Origin of the sequence: Aequorivita lipolytica (assembly GCF_007997135.1) — a bacterium.
Lineage (GTDB): Bacteria > Bacteroidota > Bacteroidia > Flavobacteriales > Flavobacteriaceae > Aequorivita > Aequorivita lipolytica.
Genome location: NZ_VORU01000002.1, coordinates 45,265 through 66,507, shown reverse-complemented (window position 1 = coordinate 66,507; position 21,243 = coordinate 45,265). Strand labels below are relative to the sequence as shown.

20 protein-coding genes are annotated in these 21,243 nt (G+C 38.3%); 12 read left to right on the top strand and 8 right to left on the bottom strand.

From position 1 onward, the window contains the following. Window positions 1-57: 57 nt before the first annotated feature. On the bottom strand, window positions 58-2,130 hold the full coding sequence (locus tag ESV24_RS02755) for a protein-disulfide reductase DsbD family protein (protein WP_111815101.1): 2,073 nt from the start codon (window positions 2,128-2,130) through the stop codon (window positions 58-60). Window positions 2,131-2,482: 352 nt separating this feature from the next. On the opposite strand from ESV24_RS02755, the gene ESV24_RS02750 reads away from it, so the two are divergent. The 5 genes from ESV24_RS02750 to ESV24_RS02730 all read left to right on the top strand — a co-directional run bounded on the left by ESV24_RS02750 (window position 2,483) and on the right by ESV24_RS02730 (window position 8,391). Next, complete coding sequence (locus ESV24_RS02750; protein WP_111815099.1) at window positions 2,483-2,998, top strand: hypothetical protein; 516 nt, start codon at window positions 2,483-2,485, stop codon at window positions 2,996-2,998. 173 nt (window positions 2,999-3,171) lie between these two features. Next, the gene (ileS, locus tag ESV24_RS02745; protein WP_111815097.1) at window positions 3,172-6,600 is read left to right on the top strand and encodes an isoleucine--tRNA ligase; all 3,429 of its coding nucleotides are present in this window, start codon (window positions 3,172-3,174) and stop codon (window positions 6,598-6,600) included. 3 nt (window positions 6,601-6,603) lie between these two features. Continuing rightward, complete coding sequence (locus tag ESV24_RS02740; protein WP_111815095.1) at window positions 6,604-6,987, top strand: TraR/DksA family transcriptional regulator; 384 nt, start codon at window positions 6,604-6,606, stop codon at window positions 6,985-6,987. Window positions 6,988-7,108: 121 nt separating this feature from the next. Then, on the top strand, window positions 7,109-7,684 hold the full coding sequence (locus tag ESV24_RS02735) for a DUF4097 family beta strand repeat-containing protein (protein ID WP_146743132.1): 576 nt from the start codon (window positions 7,109-7,111) through the stop codon (window positions 7,682-7,684). A 95-nt stretch (window positions 7,685-7,779) separates the two neighbouring features. After that, window positions 7,780-8,391: a lipoprotein signal peptidase gene (locus tag ESV24_RS02730; protein ID WP_111815091.1), complete on the top strand. Its 612-nt coding sequence runs from the start codon at window positions 7,780-7,782 to the stop codon at window positions 8,389-8,391. A 3-nt stretch (window positions 8,392-8,394) separates the two neighbouring features. On the opposite strand, the gene ESV24_RS02725 is transcribed toward ESV24_RS02730, so the two are convergent. From ESV24_RS02725 to ESV24_RS02695, 7 genes are all read right to left on the bottom strand, one after another. Then, complete coding sequence (locus ESV24_RS02725; RefSeq protein ID WP_160110588.1) at window positions 8,395-8,805, bottom strand: DUF2752 domain-containing protein; 411 nt, start codon at window positions 8,803-8,805, stop codon at window positions 8,395-8,397. Next, entirely contained in the window at window positions 8,795-9,082 is a 288-nt protein-coding gene (locus tag ESV24_RS02720; RefSeq protein WP_111815087.1) for a CD225/dispanin family protein, read from the bottom strand. The genes ESV24_RS02725 and ESV24_RS02720 overlap by 11 nt, the downstream gene beginning before the upstream one ends. A 38-nt stretch (window positions 9,083-9,120) precedes the next feature. Next, window positions 9,121-9,690, bottom strand: coding sequence for a 5-formyltetrahydrofolate cyclo-ligase (locus ESV24_RS02715; RefSeq protein WP_111815494.1), 570 nt, complete (start codon window positions 9,688-9,690; stop codon window positions 9,121-9,123). Window positions 9,691-9,772: 82 nt separating this feature from the next. Further along, entirely contained in the window at window positions 9,773-10,774 is a 1,002-nt protein-coding gene (locus ESV24_RS02710; protein ID WP_111815085.1) for a succinylglutamate desuccinylase/aspartoacylase family protein, read from the bottom strand. 2 nt (window positions 10,775-10,776) lie between these two features. Then, a complete protein-coding gene (gene rimK, locus ESV24_RS02705) occupies window positions 10,777-11,649 on the bottom strand; it encodes a 30S ribosomal protein S6--L-glutamate ligase (RefSeq protein WP_111815083.1) in 873 nt (290 codons plus the stop codon). Then, window positions 11,646-12,071 (bottom strand): ATP-dependent zinc protease family protein, encoded by a 426-nt coding sequence (locus tag ESV24_RS02700; RefSeq protein WP_111815493.1) that lies wholly within the window; start codon window positions 12,069-12,071, stop codon window positions 11,646-11,648. The genes rimK and ESV24_RS02700 overlap by 4 nt, the downstream gene beginning before the upstream one ends. Before the next feature lie 122 nt (window positions 12,072-12,193). After that, on the bottom strand, window positions 12,194-13,066 hold the full coding sequence (locus ESV24_RS02695) for an ATP-grasp domain-containing protein (protein ID WP_111815081.1): 873 nt from the start codon (window positions 13,064-13,066) through the stop codon (window positions 12,194-12,196). A gap of 134 nt (window positions 13,067-13,200) precedes the next feature. Between ESV24_RS02695 and uvrC the strand changes: the two genes are divergently transcribed. The 7 genes from uvrC (at window position 13,201) to ESV24_RS02660 (ending at window position 21,243) form a co-directional block, all read left to right on the top strand. Then, window positions 13,201-14,994 (top strand): excinuclease ABC subunit UvrC, encoded by a 1,794-nt coding sequence (uvrC, locus tag ESV24_RS02690; RefSeq protein ID WP_111815079.1) that lies wholly within the window; start codon window positions 13,201-13,203, stop codon window positions 14,992-14,994. A 138-nt stretch (window positions 14,995-15,132) separates the two neighbouring features. Next, a complete protein-coding gene (locus tag ESV24_RS02685) occupies window positions 15,133-17,367 on the top strand; it encodes a patatin-like phospholipase family protein (protein WP_111815077.1) in 2,235 nt (744 codons plus the stop codon). A 107-nt stretch (window positions 17,368-17,474) separates the two neighbouring features. Continuing rightward, window positions 17,475-18,635, top strand: a complete 1,161-nt coding sequence (locus ESV24_RS02680; RefSeq protein ID WP_111815075.1) for a homogentisate 1,2-dioxygenase — start codon at window positions 17,475-17,477, stop codon at window positions 18,633-18,635. A gap of 37 nt (window positions 18,636-18,672) precedes the next feature. Then, window positions 18,673-18,906 (top strand): DUF4160 domain-containing protein, encoded by a 234-nt coding sequence (locus ESV24_RS02675; protein ID WP_111815073.1) that lies wholly within the window; start codon window positions 18,673-18,675, stop codon window positions 18,904-18,906. Then, window positions 18,887-19,120, top strand: coding sequence for a DUF2442 domain-containing protein (locus tag ESV24_RS02670; protein WP_111815072.1), 234 nt, complete (start codon window positions 18,887-18,889; stop codon window positions 19,118-19,120). Before ESV24_RS02675 ends, ESV24_RS02670 begins: the two co-directional genes overlap by 20 nt. Window positions 19,121-19,203: 83 nt before the next feature. Continuing rightward, window positions 19,204-20,364 (top strand): 4-hydroxyphenylpyruvate dioxygenase, encoded by a 1,161-nt coding sequence (gene hppD / locus ESV24_RS02665; RefSeq protein ID WP_111815070.1) that lies wholly within the window; start codon window positions 19,204-19,206, stop codon window positions 20,362-20,364. 105 nt (window positions 20,365-20,469) lie between these two features. Further along, window positions 20,470-21,243 (top strand): DUF3108 domain-containing protein, encoded by a 774-nt coding sequence (locus ESV24_RS02660; RefSeq protein ID WP_111815068.1) that lies wholly within the window; start codon window positions 20,470-20,472, stop codon window positions 21,241-21,243.

The window sequence follows — 21,243 nt, the reverse complement described above, 5'->3', positions numbered from 1 at the left end:
CTTTTTAAAAATTACTTAAAATTAATGAATGCTTCCCAAAACAAGCAACTTAAATCTTTATTTTTTGAATGCGCCAACCCCTTTTTGAAGCCAATCGTAATATTCTTCAGTATCTGGGGTATAGCCCACAGGTTTTATTAGATTTTCTTCGTCGTGACCCATTAAAACGTAGAAAGGTTGAGCGTTTGCTTTATATTTCAAAATTTGGAACTCGCTCCATTTTTGGCCGATATATCGTAGTTTTTTTCCAGAAATTTTTGAGGTTACTTCTTCGCCTTCGGGCAACGGCCGCTTATCATCCACATAAAGTGAAATCAGTACGATATCTTCTTTAAGCAGATTCAGTATTTTTGGTTCGCTCCACACGCGCTCTTCCATTTTTCGGCAGTTTACGCAGGCGTGGCCGGTAAAATCAATAAGAACAGGTTTTCCTACTTTTTTTGCGTAAGCTAAACCTGTTTCATAATCGTGAAATGAAATAATATCGTGTGGTCCTAGATAGGCTCCTTCAGGAAATTCTTCATCAGTTGAGGTGCTTCCGCCACTGCCTAATTTTGTGTAGCCTACACCGTATGGGGCTTCGCTATAATTCATTGCTGGTGGGAAGCCGCTAATTAATTTTAAGGGCGCGCCCCATAATCCTGGAATCATGTAAATTGTAAATGATAAAACTATAAGCCCAAGACTCAATCTTCCTACGGAAATATGCGAAAGTGGCGAGTCGTGTGGCAACTTGATTTTTCCGAAGAGATAGAGCGCCAAAGTTCCAAAAATAGCAATCCAGATTGCTAAGAAAACTTCTCTTTCAAGCCAGTGAAGCTGAAGTACCAAATCTGCATTTGATAGAAATTTGAAAGCTAAAGCAAGTTCTAAAAATCCTAAAAACACTTTTACGGTGTTTAACCATCCGCCAGATTTTGGTAGCGAATTCATCCATCCCGGGAATGCTGCAAACAACCCAAAAGGTAATGCCAATGCGAGTGAAAACCCAAACATACCTACAAAAGGAGCGATACCGCCTTTTGAAGCTGCTTCAACTAAAAGCGTTCCCACAATTGGTCCCGTACAAGAAAATGAAACAATCGCTAATGCCAAAGCCATAAAGAAAATGCCTATCAATCCGCCGCGATCTGCCTGTTTATCTACTTTGTTTGCCCAGGAATTTGGCAGCATAATTTCAAAAGCTCCCAAAAATGAAAGTGCAAATATTACCAAAAGCAGGAAGAAAATTATATTGAACCACACATTGGTTGAGAGGGCATTAAGCGCATCTGCACCAAATATCCAAGTTACAATGGCGCCTAAAAAAATGTAAATTAGAATGATGGCAACACCGTAAATAATTGCATTTCTAATTCCAGTTGCACGCGTTTTACTCTGCTTTGTAAAAAAGCTAACAGTCATTGGTATCATTGGAAAAACGCAAGGTGTTAGCAACGCAATAAAACCTGCTCCAAAAGCCAAAATAAAGATGGTCCACAACCCTTTTTTATCTTGCTTTTTGTTTTGTTCAACTGCGGATTCGGAAATTTCCGAAGAATTTTGAACCGTGTCTTTTACAACCTCGGTTGCTTCTACTTTCACAGAATCAACCTCTTTGTTTTCTGCAACAACTTCACTGGTTGCTTCAGAAGTTTCAGTATTTTCTGGAGTTATTGCCACTTCAGTTTTTTGTGGTGCGGGTATTTTGAAAACTAAATCTACATAGTTTGGTGGCAAGCAACGGGTATCATCGCAGACCATAAATTCTACTTCGCCTTTTATAGTGGTTCCTTTATCGCCTGTTAATTTTATTCGTTTTGTAAAAGTTGCCGTATTGGAGAAAAAGGTGATTACCATATCAAATACGGGATCCATTTCAGTAATACCTTTACTTTCCTTTATTTTCCCGATTGCTTTATAAGCGCTATTTTCTTCAAAAGTAAATACTGTTGGCAATGGGCCATCTTCCGGAACTGATTGAGAGTACAAATGCCAATTAGTATCAATGGACGCTTTCGAAATTAAATCGTACTCTGTTTCCGATATTTTTTTAACGCTTGTCGACCATTGTACTGGGTCAAGAATTTGTGATTGAACGGAAGAAAATGAAATTGTGGCGAGGAGAAGAAATAGGAATATTTTTTTCATTAGTGAATTAATTTTTTATTCGCAAAATGGATATCAAATTTGAGGTAAAAAACGATGTAATCAAAATTATGATACAGTTTTAGGCATAAACCCTTAAAAGATTAAGCACAAATATATAGATACTCCAAGATTATGCGCTGAAATACCTTAGAAATCAAAAATTTCAAAAATAAATATGAAGTTTTTATTCAGTGGTATAAAATTTTGAAAGAAGAGCGTAACCACAACGAAATCAATTCAAAGAAGGAAGAATGTGGTGTTATGTTTATTCAAAAACATAATAAAAGACTCGTTTGAATGTTACTATTAAAAATCGTGCTATATTCGCCGAAAATTTAAAAAACCTAACATTATGAAATTTGCAAAATTAATTTTCCTTTTTGTCCTTACTATTGCGGCTATTGGCTGTAGCAAAGATGATGATAATGGTCCTGCTCCATACGAGTATACTAAAGATAATCTTACAGGCACCTACAAAATTACTTTTTTCGAAAGCAGAGAAGTTGAGACCGTGAATGTAAGTGGATTTGATGTGGTTACAACTACTAGCTCTATTGGAGATACTTTTAACGTTAGCAGTGTTTTTGCTTCTAACAATACCGTTACCATCGATGGAACTTACAGAATTACAGAAACTGTAACCCAAGGTAGTCAAAGTAATACAGAAACATACATTGTTGATATTGATAACGAAACGAGTGGATATTCGGCAAATGCTGCCACCGCAGAATTGACAATAGACGGTTCAACTTATAAAGTTAGCAACTTTAATCCTACAGGTTTTACAATTAGTTTGTCCGAAACAACTACAGAACCAAACGGCGACAATTCTGTTTACACTGAAGAATTAAGATTTACCAAACAATAAAGTAATTTTTAAACAGCATTTTATAAAGGTTACCTCAAATTTGAGGTAGCCTTTTTTTATAAAACAAGTTCAGGTGAAGATACTATGTTTTCTTCGCAAACTCATGTTGAAGAGCGATGCTCTTTTTCTCCAAAAAACCTTACTTTTGCACACTTTATTGTTATACCCAAACTATGAGCAAGAAATTTAAAGAATACAAAGGGCTAGACCTCCCTAAAATGGCGGAAGAAATACTCGATTTCTGGAAAGAAGAAAACATCTTTGAGCAGAGTATTTCCATACGCGAAGGGGCGAAGCCGTTCGTGTTTTTTGAAGGACCGCCATCGGCCAACGGACTACCGGGAATCCACCACGTTATGGCACGTGCTATAAAAGATATTTTCTGCCGTTACAAAACTCAAAAAGGTTTTAAAGTTGACCGAAAAGCAGGTTGGGATACCCACGGTTTACCAATTGAACTTGGTGTTGAAAAAGAACTCGGAATAACTAAAGAAGACATTGGCAAAAAAATTTCGGTTGAAGATTACAACGCAGCCTGTAAAAAAGCAGTGATGCGTTATACCGACGTGTGGAATAAGGTGACCGAAAGTTACGGCTATTGGGTAGATATGAGCGATCCATACGTTACCTACGAGCCCAAATATATGGAAACCGTTTGGTGGCTTTTAAAAGAAATTTACAACAAGAATTTAATATACAAAGGGTACACTATTCAGCCCTACTCCCCAAAAGCGGGAACAGGCTTAAGTTCTCACGAGCTCAATCAGCCTGGAACCTATCAAGATATTACAGATACAACTGTAGTTGCCCAGTTTAGGGCGATGGCAGAGACTTTGCCAGATTTTCTTGCTGAAGAATCGAATAACATTTGGTTTCTTGCGTGGACAACTACGCCTTGGACGCTACCGAGCAATACCGCTTTGACCGTTGGTGCAAAAATTGATTATGTTTTGGTGAAAACTTTCAACCAATACACTTTTCAACCCATAAACGTTGTGTTGGCGAAGAATTTGGTCGCGGAACAATTTGCAAATAAATTCGAAGAGAAGCCAAATGAGGAATCTTTAGAGTCTTTCACTCAGGGCGATAAATTGATTCCATACTTTATAGCAAAGGAATTTAAAGGGGCAGATTTATTAGGAATCCGTTACGAACAGTTGCTGGATTATGCAAAACCACACGATAATCCCGAAAACGCTTTCAGAATTATAGCTGGCGATTTTGTAACCACTGAAGACGGAACCGGAATAGTCCACACAGCGCCAACTTTTGGTGCAGACGATGCAAAAGTTGCGAAGGAGGCAACTCCAGAAATTCCGCCACTGCTGGTAATGGACGACAACGGAAATCTGGTTCCGTTAGTAGATTTACAGGGAAAATTCCGTCCAGAAATGAAGGAGCTCGCGGGTAAATATGTAAAAAACGAATATTACGACGATGCCGATGTTCCAGAGAAATCTGTGGATGTTGAGCTTGCCATAAAATTGAAGACTGAAAACAAGGCTTTCAAAGTTGAAAAATACGTTCACAGCTACCCCAATTGTTGGCGAACCGATAAACCCATTTTGTACTATCCGCTTGATTCCTGGTTTATAAAAGTGACCGATTTCCGCGATAGAATGTTTGAGCTTAACAAAGAAATTAACTGGAAACCAAAAGCAACCGGCGAAGGCCGTTTTGGCAATTGGCTAGCCAATGCAAACGATTGGAATCTTTCGCGTTCGCGCTACTGGGGAATTCCGTTGCCAATTTGGAGAACCGAGGATGGAAAGGAAGAAATTATAGTCGGTTCTATTGAAGAGTTGAAAGCAGAAATGCAGAAAGCTGTCGCCGCAGGTTTGATGGAGAAGGATATTTTTGAAGGTTTTAAACCTGGCGATTTTTCCGAAGAAAACTACGCTAAAGTGGATCTTCATAAAAATATAGTTGATGGAATAACCCTTGTTTCGCCAAGTGGGAAACCAATGATGCGAGAAGCAGATTTGATAGATGTTTGGTTCGACAGCGGAAGCATGCCGTATGCGCAATGGCATTATCCTTTCGAAAATAAAGAAAAGGTAGAAAATACGTGGCGTCAAGCAGACTTTATAGCTGAAGGCGTTGACCAAACCCGTGGCTGGTTTTACACATTGCACGCAATAGCGACCATGATTTTTGATGACGTTGCCTATAAAAATGTAGTTTCAAATGGACTGGTTTTAGACAAAAACGGACAGAAAATGAGCAAGCGTCTCGGGAATGCTGTAGATCCTTTTGAAACCTTGGATGTTTTTGGCCCCGATGCTACGCGTTGGTATATGATAAGCAATGCCAATCCTTGGGACAATTTGAAATTTGATCAGGACGGTATTTCAGAAGTGCGCAATAAATTTTTTGGAACACTTTACAATACGTACAGTTTTTTCAGCCTTTACGCTAATCTCGATAATTTTGAGTATCTTGAAAAAGACCTTCCGCTGGAAAAGCGTCCCGAAATTGACCGCTGGATACTTTCAGAATTGCATACACTTATTCAAAAAGTGGATGAGTATTATGCAGATTACGAACCCACGAAGGCCACTCGAGTAATTTCAGAATTTGTTCAAGAAAATTTGAGCAATTGGTTTGTGCGCTTAAGCCGAAGAAGATTCTGGAAAGGTAGTTATAATGACGATAAAATTTCGGCCTACCAAACACTTTATACTTGTTTGGAAACCGTAGCGAAATTGGGAGCTCCGGTAGCTCCGTTCTTTATGGATAGGCTTTACATAGACTTAACGAAGGGAATTGCGAAAGATAAAAAAGCACCTGCACTGAGCGCAGCCGAAGTGTCGGTACATTTAACCGATTTTCCAATAGCTGATATTTCGTTTATTGATAAAAAGTTGGAACACAAAATGCAGAAAGCGCAAACAATATCATCACTTGTGCTTTCGTTACGACAGAGAGAGAAGATAAAAGTGCGCCAACCGCTTCAAAAAATAATGATTCCTGTTTTGGAGGATTCAGAAAAAGAAGAAATCCTGGCAGTTTCAGATTTAATTAAAAGTGAAGTTAACGTAAAGGAAATAGAACTGATTGATGAAGGTTCGGGCATGTTGGTAAAACAGATAAAACCTGATTTCAAGGCACTAGGCCCACGATTTGGAAAAGACATGAAAGCAGTGGCAGCAGCCATTTCAGATTTTGACCAAAAACAAATTGCCGTTTTGGAAAAAGACGGGGAAATATCAGTTTTTATTAATGAAAAAAGTACTATTTTGGCACTCGCAGACGTAATAATAAGCTCACAAGATATTGAAGGGTGGTTGGTTGCAAATGCAAATGGAGTTACCGTTGCACTGGATGTTACAATAACGCCCGATTTGAGAAACGAGGGAATAGCCCGAGAGCTAGTAAATAGAATCCAAAATCTGAGAAAAGATAGCGGTTTTGAAGTAACGGATAGGGTTGAGGTTAGCATTCAGAAAAACGAAAAACTGGAAGAGGCGGTAAGCAAAAACCTAAATTATATAAAAGAAGAAACATTAACGGAAGTTTTGCAGTTTCAGCCACAGATTGAACAAGGAACAGAAATTGCATTCGACGATATTGAAACACGTATAAGCATTAAAAAACATTAGATTATGACAGATACAGAAAGAACCAGATATTCAGATGCCGAGCTGGAAGAATTTAGAACCCTTTTAAACGATAAAATAAAAAAGGCCAGTGAACAATTGGAGTTGATCCAAAGTTCCTATAAAAACGACAGCAACAACGGTACCGATGATACTTCGCCAACTTTCAAGGCATTCGATGAAGGTAGCGAGGTGATGAGCAAAGAGGCAAATTCCCAATTGGCTATTCGTCAGGAAAAATTTATCCGCGACCTTAAAAATGCTTTGGTACGTATTGAGAACAAAACCTATGGTCTTTGCCGCGTAACCGGTAAACTCATTAATAAGGAACGCTTAAAACTTGTGCCACACGCTACTTTGAGCATTGAGGCAAAGAACTTGCAGAAATAATTTTATCTAATATTTCCCGAAAGGGAATTTAAAACAATGGCCCCTTTCCTGTATCGGGGCTTTTTTTATGCTAAAAAACAGCTTCATAATTGCTTTTCTTTTCTTCGGAAATTTTCTCTGTGTGGCCCAAAAACTTATACAAAAAGAATTTTCTTCTGAAGAAATCCATACACTTTCAATAGTGGATAATGCCATCTATAAAATTACAATTTACTCATCCGAAGAAAAGAATCTTAAAGTTTTAGTACACGTTTCCGGAGAACATTCTGAAAGTATGATTATTGAAGAAAAAATTTCTGAAGAAACGCTTGAATTAAAGACTGGATTTATTCCCTTTATTATTTTGGAAAACGACAAACTCGCCGCGCATAAAGTTATGGCTGTGGAAATGGAGATAGTAATTCCCAAAACAATGTCAATTGAAATTAAATCTGTACTAGCATCGTTGGAAACCACTGGAGCTATTAAAAATCTAGCTGTTTCACTAGAGAACGGAAGCTGTGTTTTAAACGATTTTAGCGGTAATGCCCATCTTAAAACCGCTGCTGGAAACATAACAGTTTTTGCGGAGACTAGTGTTTCGGGAAAGGCCATTTCAGAGCTTGGAATTGTGGAAAATGAACTTTTTTCAGATGGAAAATTCTTTGTTGAAGCAGAATCCATCAATGGTAATATTAAGCTGCTGCAAACCAAATAATATTGCTATTTTTGCCCACGTTCCCTAAAGCTTTAGCGAAGGAGAACCATCAATCTCCGACGCCTAGGTGAAGGAGCGTTTTAGTTAAAAAAGCTATGAGCCTAAAAAAAGCCACCATTATTATTATTCTGATTTTGCTGATAGATCAGATTTCAAAGTTTTACATTAAAACACACTTTGTTTTAGGCGAGGAAATCCGGGTTTTTGACTGGTTCAGTATTCTTTTTGTTGAAAACGAAGGAATGGCTTGGGGAGCAAAAATTCCTGGTGAATACGGTAAGCTCTTTTTAACGCTTTTTAGAATTGTAGCAATTGGCGGTATTGGTTACTGGCTGTGGGATTCTGTTCGAAAAAACCTGCCGAATATTCTAATTTTCTGCGTTGCTTTAGTCTTTGCCGGCGCGTTGGGAAATATTATTGATTCTGTTTTTTACGGTATTATTTTTAATGACAGTCACCATCAGGTAGCTACTTTGTTTCCCGAAGCGGGTGGTTACGGAACTCTGTTTCATGGAAAGGTAGTAGATATGCTTTACTTTCCACTGTACGGTGGTATGATGCCGGAATGGGTTCCTTTTTGGGGTGGTGAGTATTTTACTTTCTTTGACCCCGTCTTTAATATTGCCGATTCTTCCATCAGCGCTGGAGTGATTTTGTTGTTGCTTTTCAATAAAAAAGCATTTCCAAAGAAAGAAATTTCAGAATAGTTTTTAGCTCGAAGGTGCAAGCAAGTTGAAAGGGTAAAAAGGTAAATTTCGCAAAACCCAGTAAATAACAGCTATTCCAAAATATCCAAAAATAAATAGTTTGCTGTAAAAAAGCATAAAGCGATAAGTGCTGCCGAAAATCCAATTGGCAATGGTAATTCCCAAACCATAAACCAAGATAGGCAAGGTTAAAACCATTAATGGATTAAATCTAAAGGCTCCAAAAATATTTCCGTGCAGTATTAGATGTATAGCCCGTTGCGAACCACAACCTGGGCAATAAAGACCTGTGGTAAAATATAATGGACAGGGTATAAAAAAGGCAGTGGAAGGATTGAAGAAATAATAAACCACTACAAAGCCCCCAAGCAACGCTGCTACGAGGGCTATTTTGTATAATTTATTAGTTTCCAAATACAGCGGCTCCAGCAAAGACAATAAAATATAAAAACCAGAATATTAATGTTATTACAGGACCTATCACAGCCCCCCATATAGCCCATTTCTTAGCTTCGTCTGCAGCTCTTTGTGCACCCATAATATCGCCTTGAGCCCAGAGATCGCGAACCTTTGTAGCTTTAATAATCGAAACAATACCTAACGGCATGCAGCATAAAACCGTGCAAAGTATCGCCCAAACCAGATTATTATCTGGCGGTGTTCCCATTTGTTGATTGGTTTGTATTTCCATAATTAGTCTATTAATAACAACTTTATAAATATAAGGTCTTATTTTCTAAAATCTAAAATGTTTTTTGGTGTGATACAAAAATCTAAAGGAACATCATTTGCTTCAGAAAAAATCTCTGTTTCTGGATCAAAAAAAGAGAGTCCCACGAAAATTGTGTTAGCGCTGCATTTTTCAAGGAATCGATCGTAAAATCCTTTCCCATAACCTACGCGATGTCCTTTTTGGTCATAAGCCAAAAGTGGAACAAAAACCACCTCTAACATTTTTGGTGAAATTTCAATTCCCGCAACTGGTTCCGGAATTCCGTATTTCGAAGTTTTCAAAACCGTGTTTTCTTGCAGTAAATAATGCATCATTTCTCCAGAATTGAAATCTGCTTTTGAGACAACTATACTCTTGTCCTTTCCCTGTAAAATGTGCATCACATATTCAGTATTCACCTCTTTTTTTGATGAAATGGAAAGAAAAATGTGGTAATAGGTTTGATTCCAAATAGGAAGTTTTAAAGCTTGGTTTGCAATCTGCAGGCTCATTTCTTCAATGGATTCTTCCGAAAGGTTTTCTCGAAATTTTTTATATTTTATTCTCAGCGTTTTTTTGTCGGCCATAATTCTTATAAAAAGCCTATAAGGTTTTGGAAACCTTGCAGGAAAAGCGTTAAATCTGAAAATCGTCAGTCTAAAATTGCCTTCAGTCTTCCATTTCTTCATCCGAAGTATTCGCAGTATTTACCGTTGAAATATGAAAAATAGCATCACCCTGGTTTACAATTGGAGATTGGTTCACATTTATGATATAACCTTCATTGGGCGAGGTAACCTTAAAACGCATTTTGCCATACGGATCAGTGATTGTAGCCAAAAATTCCCCTTTTTCCACGTGTTTATTGCAATCTATTTTTACGTGGAGCAAACCACTGCGGAATGCGCGTATCCATTTACTTTTTTCTATAATTACAGTTTTCGAGTTTGAGGCTGGTACCGCGTGCCTGTTACCTAACATATCCAAATGTTTTAATACACGCATAATACCATCTACACCCTCTTTGGCAATATATTTATTACTTTCCTGACTTTTACCACCTTCAAAAAGTAAGGTGGGTATACCCATTTTGTAACAGGTATTTCTATAAGATTTTTCAAGAGTATTAGAATAAACGGTAAAAGGTGCATTAAAGACTTTTGCCAGTTCCAGTAATTTTGCTTCACCAGGTTTTATCCTAATTTGCGGTGCATTGAATCGACTAGCACCTCCAGTATGAAAATCCAGACAATAATCTGCGTGCGGTAAAACTTTTTTAGTGAAATGATATGCAACCCTACTTGCCAATGAGCCACTTTTAGTTCCAGGAAAAACCCTATTTAAATCTCGACCATCAGGAAATGACCGATCACCGTTCAAAAATCCGAAAATGTTCAAAATTGGAATACAAATAATGGTGCCTCTCTTGGGCTTGTTCAATTTGCGAGCAATGAGCTGTCGAACTATTTCCACACCATTTATTTCATCGCCGTGAATGGCAGCAGTAATTAAAACCGTAGGACCAGGAATTTTGGAACGTTCAATAATAATTGGAATTTCTACCTTGGTAGAAGTATAAAGTTTCGCAATGCTGAAATCTATAGTTTTGCTTTCGCCAAGAGCTACATGTTCATTTAAAATTACAATATCGCGTTCTTCTTTTTTAGCCATAATTATACGTTCCGCTCAATATATTTTATAATGGTATTTGCTATGTCCTTACCAGTTGCCGTCTCAATTCCCTCCAGACCCGGTGATGAGTTTACTTCTAAAATAAGAGGTCCACGGTCTGATTGAAGCATATCTACTCCAGCAATACCGAGCCCCATGGCTTTGGCGGCTTTAAGTGCTGCGGTTTCTTCTTCATCGGTAAGTTTTATTACGGAAGCCGTTCCACCGCGGTGCAAATTACTTCTAAATTCACCTTCCTTCCCCTGTCTTTTCATTGCGCCAACTACCTGTCCGTCCACAATAAAGGCACGAATATCTGCGCCACCGGCTTCTTTTATAAATTCTTGAACAATTACACGAGCTTGCAAATTATTGAAGGCCTCAATAACTGATTCTGCAGCTTTTCGGCTTTCTACTAAAATAACGCCGATACCTTGTGTTCCTTCCAGCAATTTAATAATTACGGGTGCACCACCAGCTTGGTCCACGATTTCCTTTACGTTTTTAGAATAGTTTGTAAAAACGGTTTTTGGCAATCCCAAACCGGCGCGGGAAAGTATTTGTAAACTTCTCAATTTATCTCTTGAGCGAACCAAGGCTTGAGATTCTGTTGTTGTAAAAACGCGCAACATCTCAAATTGGCGCACCACCGCAGTACCGTAAAATGTTACCGACGCCCCAATCCTCGGGATAATAGCATCTGTATGGTCCAATTTTTGGCCTTTGTAAATAATTACCGGATTTTTCTTTTCAATTACAATATCGCACTTCGCGTGATTTATAATCTCTACGTCGTGTTTTCTGGCCTTCGCCGCTTCCACGAGACGTTTGGTAGAGTAAAGGTTTGCATTTGCCGATAATATCTTGATATTCATTTTTTGGTTTTTAGTTTATGGGAAAGGTTAGTTTTGTTGATATCTACTATGAATTTCTTGCTAAGAAAATTTCTGCCCAAAAGTACGGGAAAACGCATTTCTTCGCGATCGCTCAAAGTTAAATAAATTGGCTGTGTTTTTCCAAAAAGAACGATTTCAGTTTTAATTCTGTATCGGGCTTCAGACTGGCCGTTGCTGCTTTTTACCACCTTCACATCATATTCGTCAAAGATGATTTCCTTTTCGTGATAGCTAGGATGTTCTTCGTCAAGAAAGTTGCATTTTAAATAGCAATCTTCCACCTTCATGTTTTTGCAATGGATGGAAGAAGTGTAGGCGCCCGTATCAATTTTCACTTCAATGTCGAAGAGATTCAGCAATGGAAAATCTGCTTTATCTATTCTGCCGATGTTTCTTTTCAAAGTTTTGGGAATTTTGTAATTGCAAGGTAAAAAAATAAAAATTCCAATTTGCAAATTCCAAAAAACAAATAATTCCAAAATGAAAAAAAACCACAACTGTAAATACGCGATGCATCGCGTTTCTACATTTTATTACGTTCAATAAACCCAATCACACTTTTGGAAACATTTTTCCCAGAAGTATTTTCAATGCCTTCCAATCCCGGTGTGCTGTTTATTTCCAAAACCAAGGGTCCGTTTTTGGATTGTAGAATATCAACCCCGCAAAAGCCAAGTCGCAAGGCTTTGGCAGCTTTTATCGCAATTTTTTCTTCTTCGGAAGAAAGTGAAATTGTTTCTGAAGTACCACCGCGGTGCAGATTACTTCGGAAATCTCCAATCTTACATTTACGCTTCATCGCCGCAACCACAACGCCGTTAACCACAATTGCTCGAACGTCAGCGCCATTTGCTTCTTCAATATATTCCTGCAAAAGAAATTTTACACCAGCAGCGTTCAATGTTTCAATTATTGCTAATGCATTCTGCGTACTTTCAGTAAGAATAACGCCTTCGCCGTGTGTGCCTTCCAAAAGCTTGATGATTATTGGTTTGCCGTTGAAGGTTTTCAATTGTTCCTCAAATTCAAAAAAAGAGGCGTAAACCGTTCTCGGAACGGGAATTTGATTCTTCGCCAATATTTGAAAACACGCCCATTTATCACGGCTATTAATAATTCCTTCAGAAGAAGCCACGGTAAAAACGCCCATTGCCTCAAAATGGCGAACTACATTGGTTCCAAAATAGGTGTTTGAAGCGCCAATTCGGGGAATGATTGCGTGAATGTCTTCCACTTTTTCATTTTGAAAATAGAGTGCTGCTTTTCCGTTTTCCACGGCAAGACTACAATAGGAAGGATCCAAAACCTCCATGGTGTGATTTCGTGCTTCACCGGCATTGAGTAAACTTTTGGTGGAATAAAGCGCTTCCCCACGCGATAAAATGGCAATGTTCATAGTTGGTTATTGTATGTGCAATTTAGGAAAAAAGAGAAACGGGGCTTTGAAGGGGCAAAAAATTTAATCCATTATTAACATATTGTAACGTCAAATACTTCCAATAAAATTTACAATCAAGTATCTTTGAGCCTATGGCCAATGCTTCGGTAACTCTTCAAATTTCAACACTTCCAGATTCGCCCGGCGTTTATCAATATTACGATAAAGATGGGAAATTGCTGTATGTTGGAAAGGCAAAAAACCTTAAAAAAAGAGTAGCGTCCTACTTTACTAAAAATTTCGACAACCACCGTACGCGGATACTGGTTAAGAAAATAGAAACCATAAAGCACATCGTAGTAAAAACCGAGACCGATGCACTTTTGCTGGAAAACAATCTTATAAAAAACTATCAGCCGCGCTACAACGTGATGCTGAAAGATGATAAAAGTTATCCTTGGATTTGCATTAAAAACGAACGTTTTCCGCGGGTTTTCCCAACGCGCCGCATGATTAAAGATGGTAGTGAATATTATGGGCCGTACACGAGTATGAAAACCGTGCACACGCTGCTTGATTTAATTAAAGGTTTGTACCCGTTGCGCACTTGCAATTATGACCTTTCCGAAGAAAAAATTAGGGCAGATAAATATAAAGTGTGTTTGGAATATCACTTGGGAAACTGTGCAGGGCCTTGCGAAGGCCTTTATTCAGAAAAAGAATACCACGAAAATATTGAAGCTATCCGAAATATTGTGAAAGGAAATTTTAAGGATTCGCTGTATAAATTTAAAAGTCAGATGAAAGATTTGGCAGCCAATTTAAAATTTGAAGATGCGCAGCGAGTAAAAGAAAAGATTGATATTTTGGAGAATTACCAAAGCAAATCTACGGTCGTAAATCCGAAGATTAATAACGTTGATGTATTCTCGATAATTTCTGATGAAAGTTATGGGTATGTAAATTTTCTTCAGCTTTCGCACGGTGCTATTATTCGGTCGCATACTTTGGAAATAAAAAAGAAGTTGGATGAAACCGACGAAGAACTGCTTCAACTTGCTATTGTGGAAATTCGGCAACGTTTCAATTCGCTTTCAAATGAAATTTATGTGCCTTTTGAAGTGGAACTTGGCGAGGAGATGAAAGTACACGTGCCGAAGCTTGGCGATAAAAAAGCAATCCTCGATCTTTCTGAAAGAAATGCAAAATACTTCAGAATGGATCGTTTTAAGCAAGCAAAAATTGTGGATCCGGACCGCCACGAAAAGCGCATTATGGCGCAGATGAAAAAAGATTTAAGGTTGAGCGAAGAGCCGCGACATATTGAGTGTTTTGACAATAGTAATATTCAGGGAACAAACCCAGTGGCAGCTTGTGTGGTTTTCAAAAACGGGAAACCGAGCAAAAAGGATTATCGTAAATTCAATATAAAGACGGTAGAAGGTCCGGATGATTTCGCCTCGATGGAAGAAGTTGTTTACCGCCGTTACAAAAGATTGCTGGACGAGGAGCACCCATTGCCGCAACTAATCATCATAGATGGTGGGAAAGGGCAGCTTTCTTCTTCTTTGAAAAGTTTGGATAAGTTGGGATTACGCGGAAAAATAGCCATTGTAGGTATTGCAAAACGTTTGGAGGAATTGTTTTATCCCGACGATCCCATCCCACTTTATTTAGACAAAAAAAGTGAAACTTTAAAAATAATACAGCAATTACGCAACGAGGCGCACCGTTTTGGCATTACCTTTCACCGCAGCAAGCGCAGCAAACAGGCTTTAAACACAACACTGGAGACCATTCCCGGTATTGGCGAAAAAACTGTGGTTGAGCTGTTGAAGCATTTTAAAAGCACAAAACGCGTTGCGTCCGCCAGTTTTGAGGAACTTTCAAAAGTAGTTGGAAGTAGCAGGGCAAAGAAAATAGTGGGGCATTTTAGTAATGAGTGATATGTAATTAGCAATGTGTAATGTGCAATGAGTATTGAGAAAAGAATAATGACGCTCTTTTAATAATCCAATAATCCAATAATCCAATAATCCAATAATCCAATAATCCAATAATCCAGCAATCCAATAATCTATTTAATGAAACAAATACCTCTACTAGTATTCCTACTAATTTCAATCCTTTCCTTTTCACAGGAAAAAAGCGGGGAGGATATAAAAGTTGGTCTTGTATTAAGTGGTGGTGGCGCAAAAGGGCTTGCGCATATTGGCGCTTTAAAAGTTATTGAGGAGTCGGGCGTTCGTATAGATTACATTGGCGGCACAAGTATGGGTGCCATTATTGGGGCGTTGTATGCTTCGGGATATTCAGCGAAGGAGTTGGACAGTATTTTCAAACAAACTAATTTTAGCACGCTTATACAGGACGATATTCCGCGAAGCGCAAAGACTTTTTACGAAAAACAGGAGGCGGAAAAATATGCTTTGGTACTGCCCTTTGATAAATTTAAAATAGGATTTCCCTCAGGACTCTCAAAAGGTCAAAATGTATATAATCTGCTTTCAAAATTGACCAGCCACGTTAGTACTATTTCAGATTTCAGCGAGTTGCCCATTCCTTTTTTCTGCGTTGCAACAAATATAGAATCTGGTAAAGAAGTTATTTTGGATCGTGGTTATCTTCCGCGTGCGGTTATTGCCAGTGGGGCATTGCCATCACTTTTTAGTCCGGTAATTATTGACGATAAAGTGCTTATAGATGGCGGAGTGGTAAATAATTACCCTGTTAATGAAGTGCGTGCAAAAGGGATGGATGTAATCATTGGCGTGGATGTTCAGGACAGTCTTAAAACCCGCGAAAATTTGAAATCTGCTTTTGATGTCTTGGTGCAGATAAACAACTATCGAACGATCAATGATATGATAGAAAAACGCAAAAAAACTGATATTTACATTCACCCAAATATTGATGATTTTTCAGTAGTTTCTTTTCGCGAAGTTATAAATATTGTAGAATCTGGCGTTACGGCGGCAGAATCTTATAGGGAAGAACTTAGCCAAATAGCTTCACGGCAAAAAGCCTTCGAAAAGAAAAATATTGAGATCAAAACTCGAGACACAATTTTTATTAAAGAAGTAATAATTGAAGGAATTGAAAAATATACCCGCAGTTATGTGTTGGGCAAACTAAAAATTCGCATTCCCGATAAAGTTACGTACGAAGATTTTAGTGAAGGTATCAATAACCTTTCGGCCACTGGAAATTTTCAGGATATCAATTACAAATTTTTTGAAGACGATAACAACGAAAATACGCTGCTACTGCAACTGCGCGAAAGCAACTCATCTATGATGCTTCGTTTTGCGGCGCATTATGATAATTTATTTCGAACTGCGGCTTTGGTGAATATTACAAAAAAGAGGCTTTTGACGAATAACGATATTGCTTCGCTAGATTTGATTGCCGGAGACAATCTTCGTTATAATTTTGAATATTATATAGACAAGGGCTTTTACTGGAGCGTAGGCTTCAATTCAAAATATCATTTTTTTGAAGCGGAAGTACCCCTTAGTTTCATTGGTGCAGATTTGGATGCCCAGTTCTCATTGCCCATCAATAGCCTTTCCATAAAATATAGCGATTTTACCAATCAGCTTTATTTTGAGACGCTTTTCCGCAGAACTTTTATTTTTGGCTTGGGAGGAGAGCACAAATACATTCGCTATCTTTCTGAAACTATCGGTACTGATGAGAATAATCTACCGCGAACTGTTTTTGAAAGCACCAATTATTACAGTACGTTCGGATTTTTGAGATACGACAGTTACGACAACAGTTTTTTTCCAAAGAGCGGGGTTTACTTTTCGGGAGATTTTCACTGGTATCTTTTAGCAAATGGCCGAAATACGGATTTTGAGCCATTCTCTTTGGCAAAAGCAAAATTGGGGTACGCCCACACTTTTTTTAATACCATTTCTGCACAATTAACCACTGAGGGCGGTTTTAAATTGGGCGGGCCAGAAACAACTTCGCTGGACTTTGCACTTGGCGGTTATGGTTTTGAGGAAATGAACAATATTATTCCATTCTTGGGATATGATGCTATTTCGCTTCGTGGGAATACCTATTTAAAATCTACGCTGACCTTTGACTATGAAATTTTCAGAAAGAACCACATTAATATTTCTGCAAATATTGCCAACGTGGGCAATGACCTTTTTGAAGACGGAAAGTGGATAGACGGAGTAGATTATTCAGGTCTTTCGGTGGGCTATGGTTTGGAAACCATTCTGGGACCGATGGAAATAAAATATTCCTATTCGCCCGAACGCGACAAGAGCGAATGGTATGTGGCTTTAGGCTATAGGTTTTAGCATAAACTTAAACCTTTAGCTCCAATATTTTTCCGATATTTGTGAGGTTACGAATTTCCGCTCTATTTGAGCAGGACCGTTCAGAACTCTAAAATCCAAAATCAGTTATGCCTTTTTATCATAAATTGGGCAAAATACCGCCCAAACGTCATACCCAATTCAGAAAACCAGACGGTAGTCTTTATTCAGAACAGCTTTTTGGGACCGTAGGTTTCGATGGCATGTATAGCAATATATATCATGAATACAGGCCTACCCAAGTAAAGGAAATAAAAAAGCAGTACAATGTTGCTCCAAAAATTGCCCGCGCCAATAATATGGAATCGCTTCGGCTAAAAGGTTTTGACATAAAACCTGAAAAGGATTATCTCAACAGTCGGAAAACAGTACTCACTAATAGCGACTGCAGTATTATCCTCGCCGCTCCACAGGAATCATTAAGAGATTATTTTTATAAAAACACCAATGCTGATGAATTGATTTTCATTCACAAAGGCAGCGGAAAACTGCGAACCTTCTTAGGCAACCTCGATTTTAAATATGGTGATTACCTATTGATTCCTCGGGGAGTAATCTATCAAATAGATTTTGATACGGAAGACAACCGTCTTTTTATTGTTGAATCACGACGACCCATTTACACTCCAAAACGATACAGAAATTGGTTCGGGCAACTTTTGGAACATTCGCCTTATTGTGAGCGGGACATTCGCAAGCCACAAGAACTTGAAACCAATGATGAAAAGGGAGAATTTCTTATAAAGGTGAAAAAGGGCGAGGATATTTTTGAAATGGTCTATGCCAGCCATCCTTTTGATGTAGTGGGCTATGACGGCTACAACTTTCCGTACGCCTTTTCAATCCACGACTTTGAACCAATTACGGGACGCATTCATCAACCACCGCCGGTTCACCAAACGTTTGAGTCCGATGCATTTGTAGTTTGTAGTTTTGTACCGCGCCTTTACGATTATCATCCACTAAGTATTCCTGCCCCTTATAACCACAGTAATATTGATAGCGATGAGGTTCTGTATTATGTAGATGGCGATTTTATGAGCCGTAATGACATTGAAGCTGGCCAAATTACACTGCATCCAGCAGGAATTCCACACGGACCGCACCCTGGGGCAGCAGAACGGAGTATCGGTAAAACAGAGACGGAAGAACTGGCTGTTATGGTAGATACTTTTAAACCATTACAAGTTACGGAGGATGGCTTGAAACTTTCAGATGGTACGTATTATCAGAGTTGGCTAGAGAAATAAGTTTGCAGTTTAGACTTTAGAATTAATATAAAAAAATATGCCTACAATTTTTAATCAGAAAGGGTATCGTTTTTTCTTTTACAGTAACGAACATTTGCCAATTCATATTCATATCGAGAAAGATAACAAAACTGCTAAATTTGAAATTTTACCGACTTTGCTAATCAAATCGAAAAAGTTTAATGCTTCTGAGATTAAGGAAGTTCGTAATTTAGTGGAAGAAAATAGTGAGTTAATCAAAAATAAATGGAATGAATATTTCAATAATTAAATCAAACAATGCTGTTAGCTTAAGCTTCGGAAACTACAAAATGAAAGTAGTTTTGGAAGATGGCAGGGAACTTTCAATTCCACTGGAATGGTTTCCAAAATTAAGAGATGCGACAGAAAGTGAATTGAACAACTGGCGTTTTATCGGTGATGGCGAAGGTATTCATTGGAAAGATTTGGATGAAGATATTCTAATTGAAAATCTTCTAAATTAATAAAATACTAATAGATAACCTGAACGCACCCCACGTTCGTGTTCCTCCCTTACCTTAAGGGAAGGTTAGAAGGGGACAAAATTATGAGTAAAGAAATAAAATCAGTCGATTACGGACTGGAAAAAATATTTGAAGGCGCAGAAGATTTTCTGCCCTTATTGGGAACTGACTACGTTGAATTTTACGTGGGCAACGCAAAACAGTCTGCGCATTTCTATAAAACAGCTTTTGGATTTCAATCATACGCCTATAAAGGCTTGGAAACGGGGTCGAGAGATTCTGTGAGCTATGTTTTAAAACAGGATAAAATAAGACTTGTTTTAACAACCCCTTTAAATAGCAAATCGCCCATAAATGACCATATCGTGAAACACGGCGATGGCGTAAAAGTTATCGCACTTTGGGTGGATGATGCCACAAGCGCGTTTGAAGAAACAACCAAACGTGGAGCAAAACCATATATGGAGCCTACGGTAGAAAAAGACGAGCATGGCGAAGTTGTGCGAAGTGGAATTTACACTTATGGCGAAACCGTACATATGTTTGTAGAGCGTAAAAACTACAACGGAACATTTTTGCCAGGTTTCCGCGAATGGAAAAGTGACTATAACCCAACCTCAACGGGCTTAAAATATATAGATCATATGGTAGGCAACGTAGGCTGGGGCCAAATGAACAAATGGGTCAAATGGTACGAAGATGTCATGGGCTTTGTAAATTTCCTTTCGTTTGACGATAAACAAATACACACAGAATATTCTGCGTTGATGAGTAAGGTAATGAGCAATGGCAACGGGCGCATAAAATTCCCAATAAACGAACCTGCCAAGGGAATAAAAAAATCACAGATTGAAGAATATTTAGATTTTTATGAAGATTCCGGCGTGCAGCATTTAGCAGTTGCAACAGATGACATTATTAAAACTGTAAGGCAGTTGAAAGAACGCGGCATAGAATTCTTGCCACCGCCACCACAATCTTATTACGATGACATTCCACGCCGATTGGGTGATCACATGAAAATGATGAAGGAAGACATAAACGAGCTAAAAAATCTTTCCATTATGATAGATGCTGATGAGGATGGTTATTTGCTGCAAATATTCACAAAACCTTTAGAGGACAGACCAACACTATTTTTTGAAATAATCCAGCGTATGGGAGCAAAGGGTTTTGGAGCTGGAAACTTTAAAGCACTTTTTGAATCTATAGAGCGCGAACAGGCGCAACGCGGAACCTTATAAAAATGTAACAATTTAAAAACCCCATCGTCATACAGAAGGTGGGGTTTATTTTTTTGGAATGATAGTTGTATTTTTAGAACCCATAAAACCCCTAAGTTTCAATATATGAAAAAGCTGCTCACGCTTCTAATTCTTTTTAGCAACATATTTTATTTTTCCGCACAGGAAAGGTCTTATGGCGATGGTGAATATTTCAAATTTCGCGTGCATTATGGTTTTGTTACTGCTGGGTACGCTACACTTAAAGTACAAGAAGCCACAATAAACGGAAAGGATGTATACCATGTTCGTGGTTTTGGCGAAACGGTAGGGGTTTCAAAGTGGTTTTTTCATGTAGAAGATGATTATCAGTCCTACATTGATACTGAAAAGGATATTCCGTACCGTTTTATTCGAAAAATAAACGAGGGAGGTTACACCAAAGATATCCAGATTGATTTCAACCATTCCACAAAAAGGGCAACGGTAAACGACAAAGAACACAATGAAACTACAGTCTTTTCGTTTCCCGAGGATACGCAAGATATGATTTCGGCATTTTATTACCTTCGGAACCAATTGGACACTGAAAACATTAAAACGGGAGACGTTGTGGAGATGAATATGTTTTTTGATAAAGAAAATTACAAATTCAGGCTAAAATTCCTTGGAAAAGAAGTTTTAGATACTAATTTTGGGCGCGTCCGAACACTTATTTTTAGACCTTACGTTCAGTCGGGTCGTGTTTTTAAGGAAAAAGAAAGCTTAACGGTCTGGATTAGTGACGATAAAAATAAAATACCACTGCTTGTAAAGGCAGATTTGGCCGTGGGTTCGCTAAAAGCAACCTTAACCGAATTTAAGGGATTACAACACTCCTTTAAAATAATTGCAGATTAA